We start from the raw sequence: 14,305 nt of genomic DNA on the forward strand, positions 1-14,305 counted from the left end.
GCTGACAACTTGATTTTACTCCACCAATATCATTGCTGTCAATTAAGTAGCGAACAATTTATATTGAGCGATAGAAACTCCGATGTGGCTCTTCTGAAAAACTATACACAAATAATCAAACGAATGCTTAATTGATTCTTAATCGATGTTTTACAAAACGAAATTGGACAAAAGATCCTAAAATAGGCAGGGAATAGAAAGAAAGTTTGAAAGACTGAATTCGAGGGATTTGTTGTTCTGGATGACTTGCTTTCGAGAGAAAACACGAAGATTAAGACTGATACTTACCGGATGCTGTGAATGACTTCTATTCAACGGCGAAGTACGCCCCGGTTATCTTCAAACCTCTCCGGAGATCGAAAAGAGTTGTCCTTATCTCCACTTCGCGTTATAGAAGTATCTATCGATCGCGCATCATGGCGCTTTCCTGCAAAAACGAAATCCAAAGAAATTATTTGAGCTGCCGGGATAGGCATAACCTCTATAAGAAACGCGTGAGCATGTCACATCATCCCCGAAGCTGCCACCGCGAACAGGCTTCATAGAACCGGTACCGACATAAGGATTAATACGTACAGAATCGGTATAAAGCGCATGCCAGTCACTGCACCATTCCCAGACATTCCCGGACATATCGAAGATTCCCAGTTCATTTGGGATTTTCTTTCCGACCTCCTGTGACTTTCCTCCCGAATTCGATGGATGCCAGGCTACCTGGTCAAAGTCGTCGCTACCAGAGTATATGTATCCCCGACTCAAATTTCCACCGCGTGCTGCAAACTCCCACTCCGCTTCGGTGGGCAACCTGTACCCTACGACTTTCGATACGTCTGTCGTCGTATTACCTTCAAAATCAAGCAGCTGACCCTCGTCTGGCTCACCGAGTGTTCTGTAAGCGACCGGAAGGCCTTCCTTTTCGCTCAGCCAGTTGCAATAGGCTATCGCGTCCCATCAGCTCACATTCGTGACCGGTATTGTTTTCACTTCCGGCCCAACTATTTCTATATCGCCCGCCTTACCGGAAGCCTCAAGAAAAAGAAAATACTCTTCGAAGGTAACCTCGTACTTGCCGATGTAAAAGTCGTACTCAATGATGACTTTATGCGTCGGCTTCTCGTCGCTGGCCCCAACATTGTGTATATCACCCATCGTTAAACTTCCCTTTTCTACAACGACCATCTCATTCAGCGAGAAAACCATCACCGAGAAAACAACCGCTAGCAGTGTTATAAGGAATTTCTTCACCCTTCTCACCCCTTTTTGCACTTGTTTTTCTCCTGGCGATCACAGATCAAAGTTTTTATTCTCTGCTTGAGTCTTATCTGGCTGGTTTTCATTCTACCTTTGGGAAGTGTTCGACACAACTGGAAAGCGATTCTATGAAACGTCTGCATTCAAGAAGATTATAGCACCGGCGACTTACTTTGCTTACCTAAAATTGTCAGAGCAAGGGCTTGTGACCGTGAAAAAGATTCACATCGATAACCCACAAGTTGTCATTTCCAGCACTAAACTATTCGGCAACTATGATCTCGAAATTCATGGTTGTTGCAGTCACAGGCAGTTGATCCGGTCTGATTCCCAGAATCATGGATTGAGGTGTCGGTTCGGCTCTTGCCTTAATGACATTCTCCACGGTTACATTCCATCCAGCTTCTTCAAGGCCTTCGACGAAGAGATGCGAAACGTGAAGATTCCTTTCCTTAACATATGCTAGATTCGGATCGTCTTCCTCGAAAAAGATGCACAGAGTAATCAGCTTCCTTGAAACTCTTCGGCTCTCCGTAAAGACTTCTCTGGAGTTCTCCATGTTCTGAAATCCCGCCGCACTTACAATTAAGTCCAGAGAATCGTTTTTGAACGGCAGTTTTTCGCCACCGGCGATAATCTGATAAACCCTGTCTCCCCAACCTCTGTATCTCAAATACTGAAGGAGTCCAAAACTGCTCGATGGGCTTATATCCGCTGATAGGTAATCTCGCTCCGTATATGTGAGGAGTTCTTCAAGAAGGCCGCCCATACCTGTGGCGAGATCCAGTACGACACCACTCTCCTTCTTTATGAGTTCGACGGTATGGTGGACGCTTTGAACCATCGCCCTGTTGTATTCCTCTGTGTATATGGCCTCTCTTGAACTTTGCATAAGCCTCTTGAATTCATCGAACTCTCCGCGGTACCACAGGGCGACGGCCTTTATTAGTTGATCGGCGGGAGAAAGCTGCTCTTCGGGGGTCTCAAAGAACCGTTTTTCAATCTCCTCCTGGCCGTTCATGAAGCCCTTTCCGACCATCTCCCACTGGTCCCTTCCTGACAACAAGAAATCATAGACTCCCATTCGCTTATTGAATCTCTTGCCGCAAAAGGAGCACATGAAACCATCTTCTTGCCTTAAAAGAGAAGAGCCACACGAAGGACACTGCAACAAACTCTCTATTTCAATCATGATTTTCTCCCTTCTTATAAGCATCCGGTAAGTATTTTACTATCTTTCCCGACGATTTAAAAAGTTATGCGCACCTTTGGAAAATCAGTCCGTGACAAACGAACCAAAAAACGAAAGCGCGGGAATTTCCAATTCTAGCCGGATATTAAAATTCGGCAGGCACAGAGTGGACAAATCTGATAAAATTGGTCATATTAAATGAAAAAAATATTATTTGGAGGGGAAAACATGAAGCGAAAAATTGTGAGTTCTATCATACTGGTCATACTGGTTTTGAGCGCAACAACTGCTCTTTCAAGCGGGCCTGTACAGATAAAGCCACCGATTCTGGCAACGGCCGTTGGCGATGGAGAAGGCTCGGTAATCTTGAACCTCGTCTGCGGATGGAAGGGAATAGAATGCGAGTCGGTTCTCGATCTGACTCCTGCCGCGCTGGAGGAGAGACTGGGTGAAATCGACGGCCCGGGGACGCTTGTTGTCGCCACCGGGGCTATTGTGGAGGGCGATCTCTATACGATTTGCAATATCGAGAAAATGAGCATAGAAAAGGAGTCGTCGAGAATAGAGGGGTTGATCGACGTCGCGAAATCCAACAGAATTCCGGTGATCGGTCTTCACATCGACCGGGGAATAACCTCTCCCGACACCGATCCTGGCAAGTCTTTAGATCTTATCATGCCTCACGCCGATGCCATAATTCTTGTCACACACATCGGCATGGACGAGTATTTTGAAAAGATCGCCACAGCCGGCACAATACCATTGATCGTGATCGACAACTCAGATAAACTCATAGAAGCTCTCGAGGTGCTATTCTCTATGAATCTGGGTGAGTGCGAATAAAGCGCGCCGGTTGAATTTCGCTTCCGGGTTGCTGTAATGTGCAATGGCTTTACGGCAATCCAGAAGCTAATAGATTTTTATCCGGGCAGTCGGTATAAGTGATAGAAGATCAGAATTTCTTCAGCCAGGGTACGTTGAGGTCGCAGACTGGAGAGACCGCCGAATCATACAGAGCGTTTGCGGCCGTGGAGTAGCCCCCCACGAAGACCCTTACCGCACCCATTCTCTTCAATCTGTGGAGTCCTTCGGTCATCATGGCCTTCCCCAGACCTCTCTTGTGGTACTCCGGCATAACCCCGACAGGCTCGTAACATGCGGTCCTGGTGACGTCGTCGTACCATATCGTGCAGAAGCCTGCAATCTCGCCGTCGGGAGCAACAGCGACAATATCCAGATCCCGCCTGTACATGGGCTGTTTCTGGATGTTGAGATACCATTCCCAGCCCTTGTATTTTTCATCTGGCTCATCCGGGTGAAAGGCCCTCCATGAAGCCCAGCTTCTGGAAGGGAGTTCTTCTTCAATTCCAAGAGAGCGTATCTCGAAGCCTTCCGGAATATAGACTTCTGCGATTTGACCGCTCAGGTCTCGTCGATGCTGATGTTCCGGCCAGTCACCTTGCGAATAACCTCTTCTCTTCAAAATCCCTATCCTTCGTTTGTCCTGGGAGTCGGTGAACACCCAGAGGCTTCTGAGGCCGTCTTTCTCACTGAAAAAATGCCTCTCCGAGATTTCTAACATTTCTTCCTCCAGTTCCTTGCAGTCGAAAGATGGATGTACCTGTAGATGGGTTTCGCCAGGTCCATCACGGTTGACGGCCGCCACTATCCTGTCATTAGAATCTTCCCAGAAGAAAATACAGTCATTCAACGAGTCGATTTTCAGACAGTTCTCCATCACATGCCAGCGCCAGTAATCCAGTCTGGCCAGATGCCAGGAGTATTCGCGCAGTCCGTTGGCTTTGAATACTTCTCTCAAGAACTCTCTCAGCTTCCAGTAATCTTCTTCGCATTCATATCTTCGTATTTTGAATCCCATCTCATCACCCACGCTTCTAATCAATACTGGATTGTCCTATTCTATGATAAAGCCGGGCGGATTCCTCACGCCCGGCATGGTTGACTTGCTGGAAAATTATCTATTCTTGCTTGCGGTATTTTCCGTACGCGTCCGCCGCTTTTATGGCGGAGAACACGGTTTGGGGGGTGATTTCAACCAGTTCGTTGTGAATCGTTTCGCCCTCCGCACAGGAAGCGCTTGCGACTTTCATCAGCTGCTCATCGGTAACGTTGCCCAGACCGATTTCCGCCAGAGTCGTGGGAAGTCCGACCGTTTCACAGAAGTCGTAAACTTCATCGATAACTGCCGGATCCTTCCCCGTCAGGAAAAGCGAAGCGAGAGTTCCCACGGCCACTTTCTCTCCGTGAAAATACCTGTGAGTCTCTTCGAGCACAGTTAGACCGTTGTGTATAGCGTGGGCCGCTGCGAGTCCACCGCTTTCGAATCCCAGTCCGCTTAATAGAGTGTTGGCCTCTATGACTTTCTCGAGGGCGGAAGTTACGATATGCGTTTCACAGGCGTTCTTAGCCTGTTCGCCATACCTAAGAAGAGTCTCGTAGCAAAGTCTCGCAAGAGAATATGCCGTCATAGAACCGGGATTGCCGGTCATGTTATTTGCATTAGCAATTTCACAGGATCTCGCTTCAAACCAGGTTGCAAGGGCATCTCCCATTCCCGATACGAGAAACCTGGCCGGTGCGTCGGCGATTACTTTCGAATCGAGCAACACAAGATCGGGGTTCTTCGGAAGGAAGAGGTACCTCTTGAATTCTCCTTCGGGAGTGTAAATGACCGAAAGCGCGCTGCAAGGCGCATCGGTCGAGGCTATCGTCGGAACCACGGCGACTGGTATTTTTAGATTGTGCGCGACGGCTTTGGCCGTATCCAGAGCCTTTCCTCCCCCAATACCCACGAGAACTTCTGTCTTGCCTTTTGCAATAGCGGAGAGCCTATCGATCTCTTCATCGGAGCATTCGCCACTAAACTCGATTATCTCGGCGGAAATTTCTTCCAGCAGAGACGCCTTGATAGAAGGTATTATCTTCTCGAACACGAATGGGTCGGCTATAACGAATGCATTATCACCAAATCTCTTCAGCTCCCTTCCCAAAGCTTTCAGTGCGTCAGGCCCCTGAACGTACCTTCCAGGGAATATCGTGGTTCTTATCATTAGCTAACACCTCCTTTTCAACAAAATTATAACCCTAAAATAAACAAAGTTTGTGAAAAAAAGATCAATATATTCCCAGAAGTTTTCAAATCGACGGGAAATGTCTTAAAAAAATAAATGGCCCGGAGAGAATTCTCCGGGCCTTTGATAGTCTTAGTTAAGTTAAGCTTTCTTGCCCTTGTCCATGTAGGCGACAAGTACCATGATGGCACCGCCGATCCACTTGAGCACTACGTGCCAAACGGGCTCCACAACCGTTGTAATGTTGAACGAGGCTAACAGAGCCATAACCAGAACTACCACACCGGCGAGCATCAAAACCATTCTAGACATGACGATCACCCCTTCTGCTTTTTTAAGGTATCTGGTGCATAGTTGGACTCCATCCGCTAATGTGATTTTATCACAAGTGCAGTCAAACTAGAACCATATGTCTGTGCCGGTGCAACCCCAAGCAATTTTCGCGCAATTCAAGTAAATATATCGTATGCATGAAATCGATCTGCTTTGATTCTGCTCCATTATATAATCGGCTAAACGAGTTGAATAATCTGAATTAAGAATCATATTCGATATATACTAACTCTTTTATTTGTGTACTAAAACCCTTACAAATACTCGCAGATGATTTTCAACCCGTCTCTTTTTCGGGGGTGTGGTATATGAAATTGAAGAGTGTTTGCTTTCTTCTTTTTCTGTCTGTTTTTGCGAGTTGCATTCTTGCGCAAGAGAGGGCCGTGTTCCCTATCTATCCGGGAGCAACTATATCCAGCATCTCTCCTATTTTTGATCAAACGATCTACGCTGTGATTTCCACGAACGACAAGACGGAAAAAGTCGGTGAATGGTATCTATACAGCCTTAAACAGGCCGGCTGGAAGATCGAAGAAGAGGATGTGGGTGAATATGACGATAGCTGGTTTATTAGCGTCAGTCATAAGAGCTACAATCTCAAGGCGGAATTGAATACGAACATAACGGGTAATACTCTCACAGTTATGATTATGCTTCAAGGAGAGGGAGTGCACAAAGAGATTTTTGGCGGACAGACCCCTACGATCGGGCGAATCGTAGATGAAAAACTAGTTGATGATGAGGGGATTCCTCTCGATGCGACTGTCGCTCTTCCAGAAGAGCTGGAGAGTTATTTTGCCCTTTCTGACGATCTATTCAGGCTTCTGGACGAGTTTTGTCTCGAACCCTCTCTGGAGAAGGCTCAACAAATAGTGGAAAAGATCGATGTTTATATGTCGGCAAGTGAAGTTGCAGGTTATATGCTTAGTGATCGCACCCTTTCTCAGGACAATTCCTTTGCCGCTTCGGCTTACATATATGGAAGCCAGATGGATTTTCAGATAGGCTTCATCTGCTTCTTTCTGGAAACGGCCATTAATGAACCGGATAGGCTCGATGAACTGGCCGGGCAGGTCTGCAAAATGAAGAACAGCCTGCAGAACGAACAGATGCCAAGAATGAAAGAACTTGCCCAAGCAGCTGAAGAGCTTTCCAAAGAGCTAGAGAACTACGGTTACTGGAATGACTTCGCCGAAGTTGCTTAAATGACCGACGATTTTGCTATTGAGGTAGGAGAGGCGCCACCCGAATACTCGACGAAGCTGACTGTCACTCGTATCTTCACTCCGAGCAGAGAATTCTGGGCCCAAAGATTGCGAGAAACCTGGATAAATCTTAGGAACTGGAATGCAGGCTGTCCGGAAGGCGACCAGAATGTCGATACCGATGGCGATGGCTGGGATGATAATCTCGACTGCAAGGTTTTCGGCCTGATACCATTCGATGATGAAATCCGTCATTGCCTTGGATTACCAAGAACCGAAGAACGCGAAATAGAGTTCCTTAGCGACCCGATGACTGTCTATTGCATGGTTGCGCTTGCCGTAGAGGTTGGAAACTACGAGCAGCTTCTTTCCGATGGAGAGCTTCGCGTATGGGTGAACAACGAACCACTGATGACTGTCGTTCTTCCCGTGGATAATCTCAAGATGGCCTCGGTAAACCCGTGGGATTACCAGATCAATCTAGAAATTCAGGGATTCTCGAACCCTCTGGGTAATCCCGCAGAACCGTTCCTTAACGGTGTCAGGCTCGTGTATGGCGACGAGGCGGCCGATTATTACAGGACGGCCTACCGCTATCCTGCGAGTGTTAGTGAAGCTACGGGCGGGGAGTTCAACGGATTCGTTTACTTCCTGCATATAGGCGAACCGATCATTCTGCTGGCCGAAGACCCAAACGATGGCGTAATACTACTTTCGGGAAGCAAAGACGACATGGCGACTCAATACCTGAAGTTCATGAACCTCGCACGAAAAAACCACCCCGCTCTCGAGAAAGTCAACAGAATCAGAATCCAGGCGGTCGTAGGAGGCGTGCCCGGAAACATAGTTGAATTTACAATACCGGCAGTCTTTTCAAACCTTCCGGAACAGGTGGGAACCTGGGAAGGCTGGCCAAGCGAGCGTCCTGTAAGTGAATGGAACTTTGGCGAAGAACTGGGCGAAACACCGTTGCCGGATGTGGAACCGATAGTCGAAATCACTCCCGGCAGTGGAATGGCGATGCTTGAAGAGAACAAGAGATACGCGGTACTCTGCATGCTTCACGTGCTTGAACATTGGATAAAAATGGTGCAGGAGATGACAATCGAGGCCGTTGTCAAGAAAGCGACATCGACCGAAAATATGCCGACGCCGGGAAGCAATGCCTTCCTAAAGTGTTTTGGCGAAACGAGCGGTGGCAAATACATAACAAGCGTCGTGAACAACTTGAAGAACTGGTATCCTCAACACGCAAGTGCAGCCGTCTCCGAATACTTCAGCAAGACCTTACTCAACTTTACTGGCGAATACATGGGAAAGACTATTGATGTCGTGACCGGAAAAACTCTCTTCCAGACAGGCAAGCAACTCGCCCAGCAGATAGACATAATGCAGGACGTCACTTTCAGAGGACTGACAACGGAGGCGAAGATGCGAATAAGCCATCACCGCTATCTGATGTGGAAGATGTCCAATCTGGCCAATATAGAACTGAAACTCTGGAGAGATATCGACAAACCTTTGAAGGAAGTTCTCGGTGTCTTCGAAGAAATAGTAGGAAAGGAGGCCGCCGCTTACCTCACACAACCGGTTAACTGGTTCAGGAGGAGCGTCTATGGACTCGATGCAATTCATCATCTATATACCATTTACAAGATACAGGTCGAACTGTACAACATAGAAAGAATTCTGATGGACATGGGAAGTTGGATTTCAATGTGAAAAGTGCGGTTGTTAGTTCCGACGCTAGGCGTTTGGATTCCTCATAAGAGCAAAAAACCGTCCTTGGAAAGAGCGGAACCAGAGGTGAGAGGGTAGAGGTGTGAGGCGAGAAGAGCGAGATCCCGTATAGGAGCATTACGGGATGACAGTCTTACTCCCTTCCCGTCATTCTGAGCTTGACTCAGAATCACGGTTTTCTAAGGAGTGGTCCCGGGTCGGAGCCCGGGATGACAATATAGAAGCACTACGAGCCCCTTCAGGTCATTTTGACATGTTCCCAGTCAGGATCCCGGTCTTTCCTCCTTCCCGTCATTCTGAGCTTGACTCAGAATCACGGTTTTCTAAGGAGTGGATCCCGGGTCGGAGCCCGGGATGACAGCCCCTCCCGTCATGCCGGACCTGATCCGGCATCCCTGTACTTCGAAAGAATAAAAGAACGAGATCCCATATAGGAGCATTACGGGATGACAATCCCTTCAGGTCATCCTGACATGCTCCTGGTCAGGATCCCGGTCCTTGGAGAGAGAGAACTCTCGAAGCTCATTCTCTCGTGTTTTACGAATAATGCACTACTTTTTTTGCATAATTTGCAATACTTTCTATTTCGTGTCTTACGAAACGAAGCCTTCAGATATGTATAGATCCCGCTGAATAATAAGTCTTAATCGGAGATGATTAGCTCAGGTGACACCAGGGGAGGTTCTTTTGGGTTTATTTATTTTCTTTCCGGGTGCTACAATGTTTCGGTTGCAGTCTGTTTGCACAATTTGCATAAAGGAGTTGTGCCATGGAAGTGACCTTGAAGGAGATTTCTACCAGGGCGGGAGTTTCGATCTCCACGGTTTCACGTGTTCTAAAGAACGATCCAAGGATAAGCGAGAGTACGAAGGAGAAGGTTCTCAGAGTTGCCAAGAAGCTGGGGCATCCAATCGAGCCGGGGAGCATATCCAGCAACAGAGTGATCATGTTCTTTGTGAGCAATCCCCACAGATCGATCGAGAGCGACGAATTCTTCTCAGGCGTGCAGAGGGGCATTCTCCAGACTTCCAGCGGGGAAGGTCTTCACTGCCTGATTCAATCGATGAGAAGCCGCAGCGCCTTTAACGAGTCGCTTATCCCCGTCGATCTAGTTGAAGGGTTGATCGTGGGAGGCATACCGATGCCTGAATCTATGATACATTTTCTCATGTCTCTCAAAATCCCGACCGTTCTCATAGGCAAATACTGCGGCCTCGAGAGTTTCCCTTCGGTGAACAACGATAACGTCAGGGGCGGCTATCTCGCCGCGTATGAACTGCTTAAAAATAACTATGAAATGATCACCGTAATCACCGGGCCCAGAGAGGTTTCGACCTTCGCAGACAGGCTCGAAGGCTTTTTCAAGTGTCTGAAGGAAAACAATTATCCAGGAGAAAACGTGAGGATCATCGAGTGTAATTCCTTCGAAGAGAGGGATGGGAAAAAATTCGTTGAGAGGGAATACATGAGGTCCGAAAGACGCGAAGCTATTTTCTGTACAACCGACTGGCTGGCAAAAGGAGTTATGGAAGCCTTCTTTGAACAGGGGGTAGCCATTCCCGGGCAGGTCGGGGTAATCGGTTTCGGCGGACTGGACTTCACCAGGAGAATAAGGCCTAGACTGACGACAATCGCGCTCAACCCTTACCTTCTGGGAAAGATCGCCACAGTGATGCTGTCGGAACTGCTCGAGGGAAACGACGAGGCCAGGGGCGTGGTTTTTGTCGAGCCTTATCTTCTGAAAGGCGAGACGCTGAAAGGGGGCTGGAAATGATTTTTTCGCAGCTGTTGAAATCGGAACGGAAATTGTTGATAGTCAGTCTGCCGGACAACACATTCGAATTCGCCCGGGCAGCCCTGGAAAACGGAGCCGACGCGGTAAAGCTTCATGTCAACGTTAAACACAGGGTTACCGGCAAACTCCACGCTACGTGGGATGGTATAAGAGAAACGGTTGGAAGAATCAAGTCCGAGTTCGATCCATGCATGGGTATAGTGCCGGGAGCCGAAAATATGTCCAGTGCTGCTGAGATCGAGGAAATGGAGAAATCGGGCATCTCTTTCTTCGACGTTTATGTGGATTACGCGCCGCTCTACCTTCTGAGGAACGGGATGTCGAAGATGCTGGCGCTGAACTACACTTACGATCCCTCGATGGCCGGCAACTTGAAATCTCTGGGCGCCGATTGTATCGAGGTCTCTACGGTCAATCCCGAGAAGTACGGCAGCTCTCTCACGCTTATGGATCTTCTGAGATACCGCGAAGTAATAGAGCGGGCCGTTCTTCCCTGTTTCCTGCCCACGCAAAAGAAAGTAAAACCCGAAGAAGTCAGGGAGCTTTTCGAGATTGGGTTCAGGGGCATCATAATCGGCCCCATTGTCACCGGAACCGATATCGAGAGCTTTTCAAGCGTTGTTAAATCGTTCAGCGAAGCAATCCGATACTGAAGGGGAGGTGTGGAAGTGAAAAAGCTTGTACTGGTTATTTCAATTTTGAGTCTGTTAGTCTTTGTAGGGTTGGGCAAAACAAACGTCACAGTATGGTTCGCGGGCACATCGGACCAGCTAACGATAGCCATGGATGACGAACTGATTCCGGCGTTCGAGAAGGCGAATCCCGATCTGAAACTCGTTGTCGAGTACATTCCATGGGGAGAGCTCTCCACGAAGCTGACTACGGCCTTTGCTGGCGGTATAGGACCGGATATATTCATGCACGGTCAGGCCGCCATCGCCGGGTTCGTAGAGAACGGTGTGATAAGGAGCATCGACGATCTCATCGCCAGGCTCGAGGATCCGGCCGATTTCGGTGCCGCTCTCGATGTGGGTATTTACAAGGGCAAGAACTATTTCGTCCCCGTGTTCGGTTCGGGAAGGCTTCTGGCTTACAGGGCCGACTTCTTCGAGCAGAGCGGACTGGATCCGAACGAACCCCCAGTAACATGGGAACAGCTGGTGACATTTGCAAAGGCCACCACGGTTTACAATTCCGGGAGAATAGTAAGGGCCGGTCTCGATATTCCCGTAACCGGCATCGACCTCCAGCAGGTTTGGACGAGTTTCCTTATAGAGAACGGTGGCAAGCTCTTCGACGATGAGCTGAATCCGGTGTTCAACAGCCCAGCCGGCGTTGAAGCCCTCGAATACTACGTTGGGCTCGTGCGCGAGGCCAAAGTGGCTTCAGAGTTTGGACTGACTCCAGTCGGCAACCTCTCGCCGATCGCCGCGGGTACGGCCGTCATGGTCTTCATGAATAACGAGTCGCTGGCCGCCCTTAAGGAGTACAGTCCGGAATCTTACTCGAAAATCAGGTTGGCCTTCCCCCCTGCCAGGTACACCAGGGCCGGATTCTACTCCTTCGCGGGCTTCATGGTTTCCAGCAGCACCAAGAACCTTGAAGCTACCACAAAGGCTCTGGCTTTCCTGACCTCCAAGGATTCGATCGTGAAGATAAATAAAGCCCTTGGAAGTCTTCCACCCAGGCAGTCGGCCGCCCAGGCTGATTTCATCGCGAACGACCCAGATCTCAAGAAGTTCGTCGAAGGAGCAAAATACGCCTACGGCAACCCGAACGTTCCCTTCTGGGTCCAGGCAAGAGATATCATCTCCAAATACCTCGAAAGAGCCGTCATGGGCGCAATGAATCCGAAAGACGCCCTCGACGAAGCGGCCAAAGAAGTAAGTAAACTCAAGTAAAGTCCTGCCGGCCGAAAGGCCGGCAATATTTCGATCGCGATAATCTTGCGGGGTGAAAGGTGACTAACAGGCTGAAACGGCGGATCATGTTGACCGCGTTCATTTTTATCTCACCGGTACTCGTTTACAATATCATCTTCAGGATAGTTCCCATCTTCGTATCGCTTTATTTGAGCTTCACGAAGTTTTCCGGTTTCGGGTCGGCAAAATTGGTCGGCCTTGTCAACTATTCGAGAATCTTCGGCGACACGCAATTCTGGAGCGCGGTGCTGAGGACGCTACAGTTTTCTGTCGAAGTTCTTCCGCTGAACATGTTGCTGTCACTCCTGCTGGCCCTGCTGGTCAATACCGGCCTGAAGGGCATGAGCATTTTCAGGGCTATCTATTATCTGCCCGTAGTGACGCCCATGGTGGCCGCCAGTATGATCTGGCTATGGCTGTACGATCCCCAGATCGGGATCTTGAATTTTCTGCTTTCTTTGTTCAACATACCTCCACAGAACTTCCTTAGAAGCCCTGCGACTGCGATGCATTCGATAGTGGCGATGAGAGTATGGAGAGGAGCCGGCTGGAATATGCTCATATATCTGGCGGGACTCCAGGGAATCTCGAGAAATCTTTATGAAGCGGCGGCCATAGACGGCGCCTCTGCCTTCAAAAGATTTTTGAAGATTACCCTACCGCTGCTCAGGCCGGTACATATCTACGTTCTCATCGTCGGTCTTATCAGCACGTTGCAGTCATTCACGGAAATGTACGTTATGACCAGCGGTGGACCTCTGGAGAGTACGACGACCGTCGGCCTACTGATCTACCGCGCCGCTTTCGATTACATGGATATGGGTTACGCCAGCGCCATGTCTTTCGTTCTAGGGATAATAATAATGACTCTCTCGGTTGTGAGTTTCACCTGGCGACGCGAAAAGGAGGTGGCCGAATGAGAAAGTTGAAACGTCTGAGGGTAATCTTCCTCCTTCTGATAGCGGCCATAGTGATGGGATCGCCCTTCTTCTGGATGGCGATTTCCTCGCTCAAGCCCAACGCCGAGCTTTTCACATGGCCTCCCACGTTCATACCGCACCATCTGACCCTTGACCATTACACGACGGCGCTCACGACGCGCGGATTCGAGAGGTACTTTCTCAACAGCGCCGTAGTCTCGCTGATCTCTATGGCATTCAATCTCGTCTTTTGTTCGCTGGCAGGCTACGCCTTCGCGAGATTGGACTTCCCGCTCAAGAACTTTCTCTTTTTACTGCTTTTGAGCACGATGATGATACCGGTTCAGGTAACGCTGATTCCTACCTTCCTGATGGTGAAATCTTTTCCACTGGCAGGTGGAAACAACATCTTCGGACAGGGAGGCACAGGTCTTTTGAATACCTACGCCGGCCTTGTGGTACCTCATATAATGAGTGTATTCGGCGTCTTCATAATGCGGCAATTCTATATGCAATTTCCAAGAGAGCTGTCCGAGGCCGCAAGGATCGACGGTGCAAGAGAGATAAGCATCTTCACGAGGATCTTCCTGCCATTGGGCAAACCGGCCATGTCGGCGCTGGCGATATTCACCTTCACGCAGGCGTGGGATGATTTCCTCTGGCCGCTGGTAGTAACCAGCGACAGAAACATGCGTACTCTTCAACTGGGCCTGGAGGTCTTCAAAAACAGGTACACCGCAGACTGGGGACCACTCATGGCCGCAACTACCGTGTCGATCCTACCGGTCATCTTGATCTTCGTAGTTTTTCAACGTTACTTCACCGATACCGCTTTGAGCTCTGGAATAAAATGAG

Annotated in this window: 12 protein-coding genes and 1 pseudogene; 8 read left to right on the forward strand and 5 right to left on the reverse strand. The window is 48.9% G+C overall.

What is annotated here, in order from left to right:
• Positions 1–414 precede the first annotated feature (414 nt).
• Together MESINF_RS06895 and MESINF_RS06900 are read right to left on the reverse strand one after the other, a co-directional pair.
• Positions 415–1,200, reverse strand: a pseudogene (locus MESINF_RS06895) (formylglycine-generating enzyme family protein).
• Between the two features lie 313 nt (positions 1,201–1,513).
• Positions 1,514–2,443: a class I SAM-dependent methyltransferase gene (locus MESINF_RS06900; RefSeq protein WP_169699139.1), complete on the reverse strand. Its 930-nt coding sequence runs from the start codon at positions 2,441–2,443 to the stop codon at positions 1,514–1,516.
• 228 nt (positions 2,444–2,671) lie between these two features.
• On the opposite strand from MESINF_RS06900, the gene MESINF_RS06905 reads away from it, so the two are divergent.
• Positions 2,672–3,286, forward strand: coding sequence for a DUF6305 family protein (locus MESINF_RS06905; RefSeq protein WP_169699140.1), 615 nt, complete (start codon positions 2,672–2,674; stop codon positions 3,284–3,286).
• A gap of 109 nt (positions 3,287–3,395) precedes the next feature.
• Here the strand turns inward: MESINF_RS06905 and MESINF_RS06910 are convergent, their stop codons facing one another.
• From MESINF_RS06910 to MESINF_RS06920, 3 genes are all read right to left on the reverse strand, one after another.
• Positions 3,396–4,322, reverse strand: a complete 927-nt coding sequence (locus MESINF_RS06910; protein ID WP_169699141.1) for a GNAT family N-acetyltransferase — start codon at positions 4,320–4,322, stop codon at positions 3,396–3,398.
• Between the two features lie 100 nt (positions 4,323–4,422).
• On the reverse strand, positions 4,423–5,514 hold the full coding sequence (locus MESINF_RS06915; protein ID WP_169699142.1) for a glycerol dehydrogenase: 1,092 nt from the start codon (positions 5,512–5,514) through the stop codon (positions 4,423–4,425).
• Positions 5,515–5,676: 162 nt separating this feature from the next.
• On the reverse strand, positions 5,677–5,847 hold the full coding sequence (locus tag MESINF_RS06920; protein WP_169699143.1) for a hypothetical protein: 171 nt from the start codon (positions 5,845–5,847) through the stop codon (positions 5,677–5,679).
• A 329-nt stretch (positions 5,848–6,176) separates the two neighbouring features.
• On the opposite strand from MESINF_RS06920, the gene MESINF_RS06925 reads away from it, so the two are divergent.
• The 7 genes from MESINF_RS06925 to MESINF_RS06955 all read left to right on the forward strand — a co-directional run bounded on the left by MESINF_RS06925 (position 6,177) and on the right by MESINF_RS06955 (position 14,304).
• Complete coding sequence (locus MESINF_RS06925; protein WP_169699144.1) at positions 6,177–7,073, forward strand: hypothetical protein; 897 nt, start codon at positions 6,177–6,179, stop codon at positions 7,071–7,073.
• The gene (locus tag MESINF_RS06930) at positions 7,074–8,795 is read left to right on the forward strand and encodes a hypothetical protein (protein ID WP_169699145.1); all 1,722 of its coding nucleotides are present in this window, start codon (positions 7,074–7,076) and stop codon (positions 8,793–8,795) included. It begins immediately after the preceding gene.
• A 787-nt stretch (positions 8,796–9,582) separates the two neighbouring features.
• On the forward strand, positions 9,583–10,587 hold the full coding sequence (locus MESINF_RS06935) for a LacI family DNA-binding transcriptional regulator (protein WP_169699146.1): 1,005 nt from the start codon (positions 9,583–9,585) through the stop codon (positions 10,585–10,587).
• Positions 10,584–11,261 (forward strand): hypothetical protein, encoded by a 678-nt coding sequence (locus tag MESINF_RS06940; RefSeq protein ID WP_169699147.1) that lies wholly within the window; start codon positions 10,584–10,586, stop codon positions 11,259–11,261. The genes MESINF_RS06935 and MESINF_RS06940 overlap by 4 nt, the downstream gene beginning before the upstream one ends.
• A gap of 15 nt (positions 11,262–11,276) precedes the next feature.
• A complete protein-coding gene (locus tag MESINF_RS06945) occupies positions 11,277–12,509 on the forward strand; it encodes an ABC transporter substrate-binding protein (RefSeq protein WP_169699148.1) in 1,233 nt (410 codons plus the stop codon).
• A 59-nt stretch (positions 12,510–12,568) separates the two neighbouring features.
• Positions 12,569–13,450: a carbohydrate ABC transporter permease gene (locus MESINF_RS06950; RefSeq protein WP_169699149.1), complete on the forward strand. Its 882-nt coding sequence runs from the start codon at positions 12,569–12,571 to the stop codon at positions 13,448–13,450.
• The gene (locus MESINF_RS06955) at positions 13,447–14,304 is read left to right on the forward strand and encodes a carbohydrate ABC transporter permease (RefSeq protein ID WP_169699150.1); all 858 of its coding nucleotides are present in this window, start codon (positions 13,447–13,449) and stop codon (positions 14,302–14,304) included. Before MESINF_RS06950 ends, MESINF_RS06955 begins: the two co-directional genes overlap by 4 nt.
• Position 14,305 lies beyond the last annotated feature (1 nt).

Origin of the sequence: Mesotoga infera, assembly GCF_900157305.1 — a bacterium.
Taxonomy (GTDB): Bacteria; Thermotogota; Thermotogae; order Petrotogales; family Kosmotogaceae; genus Mesotoga; species Mesotoga infera.

Bases quoted from the DNA above. Each gene is read 5' to 3' on its own strand.
- MESINF_RS06900 (WP_169699139.1), bottom strand. From the start codon at position 2,443: ATGATTGAAATAGAGAGTTTGTTGCAGTGTCCTTCGTGTGGCTCTTCT.
- MESINF_RS06905 (WP_169699140.1), top strand. From the start codon at position 2,672: ATGAAGCGAAAAATTGTGAGTTCTATCATACTGGTCATACTGGTTTTG.
- MESINF_RS06910 (WP_169699141.1), bottom strand. From the start codon at position 4,322: ATGGGATTCAAAATACGAAGATATGAATGCGAAGAAGATTACTGGAAG.
- MESINF_RS06915 (WP_169699142.1), bottom strand. From the start codon at position 5,514: ATGATAAGAACCACGATATTCCCTGGAAGGTACGTTCAGGGGCCTGAC.
- MESINF_RS06920 (WP_169699143.1), bottom strand. From the start codon at position 5,847: ATGTCTAGAATGGTTTTGATGCTCGCCGGTGTGGTAGTTCTGGTTATG.
- MESINF_RS06925 (WP_169699144.1), top strand. From the start codon at position 6,177: ATGAAATTGAAGAGTGTTTGCTTTCTTCTTTTTCTGTCTGTTTTTGCG.
- MESINF_RS06930 (WP_169699145.1), top strand. From the start codon at position 7,074: ATGACCGACGATTTTGCTATTGAGGTAGGAGAGGCGCCACCCGAATAC.
- MESINF_RS06935 (WP_169699146.1), top strand. From the start codon at position 9,583: ATGGAAGTGACCTTGAAGGAGATTTCTACCAGGGCGGGAGTTTCGATC.
- MESINF_RS06940 (WP_169699147.1), top strand. From the start codon at position 10,584: ATGATTTTTTCGCAGCTGTTGAAATCGGAACGGAAATTGTTGATAGTC.
- MESINF_RS06955 (WP_169699150.1), top strand. From the start codon at position 13,447: ATGAGAAAGTTGAAACGTCTGAGGGTAATCTTCCTCCTTCTGATAGCG.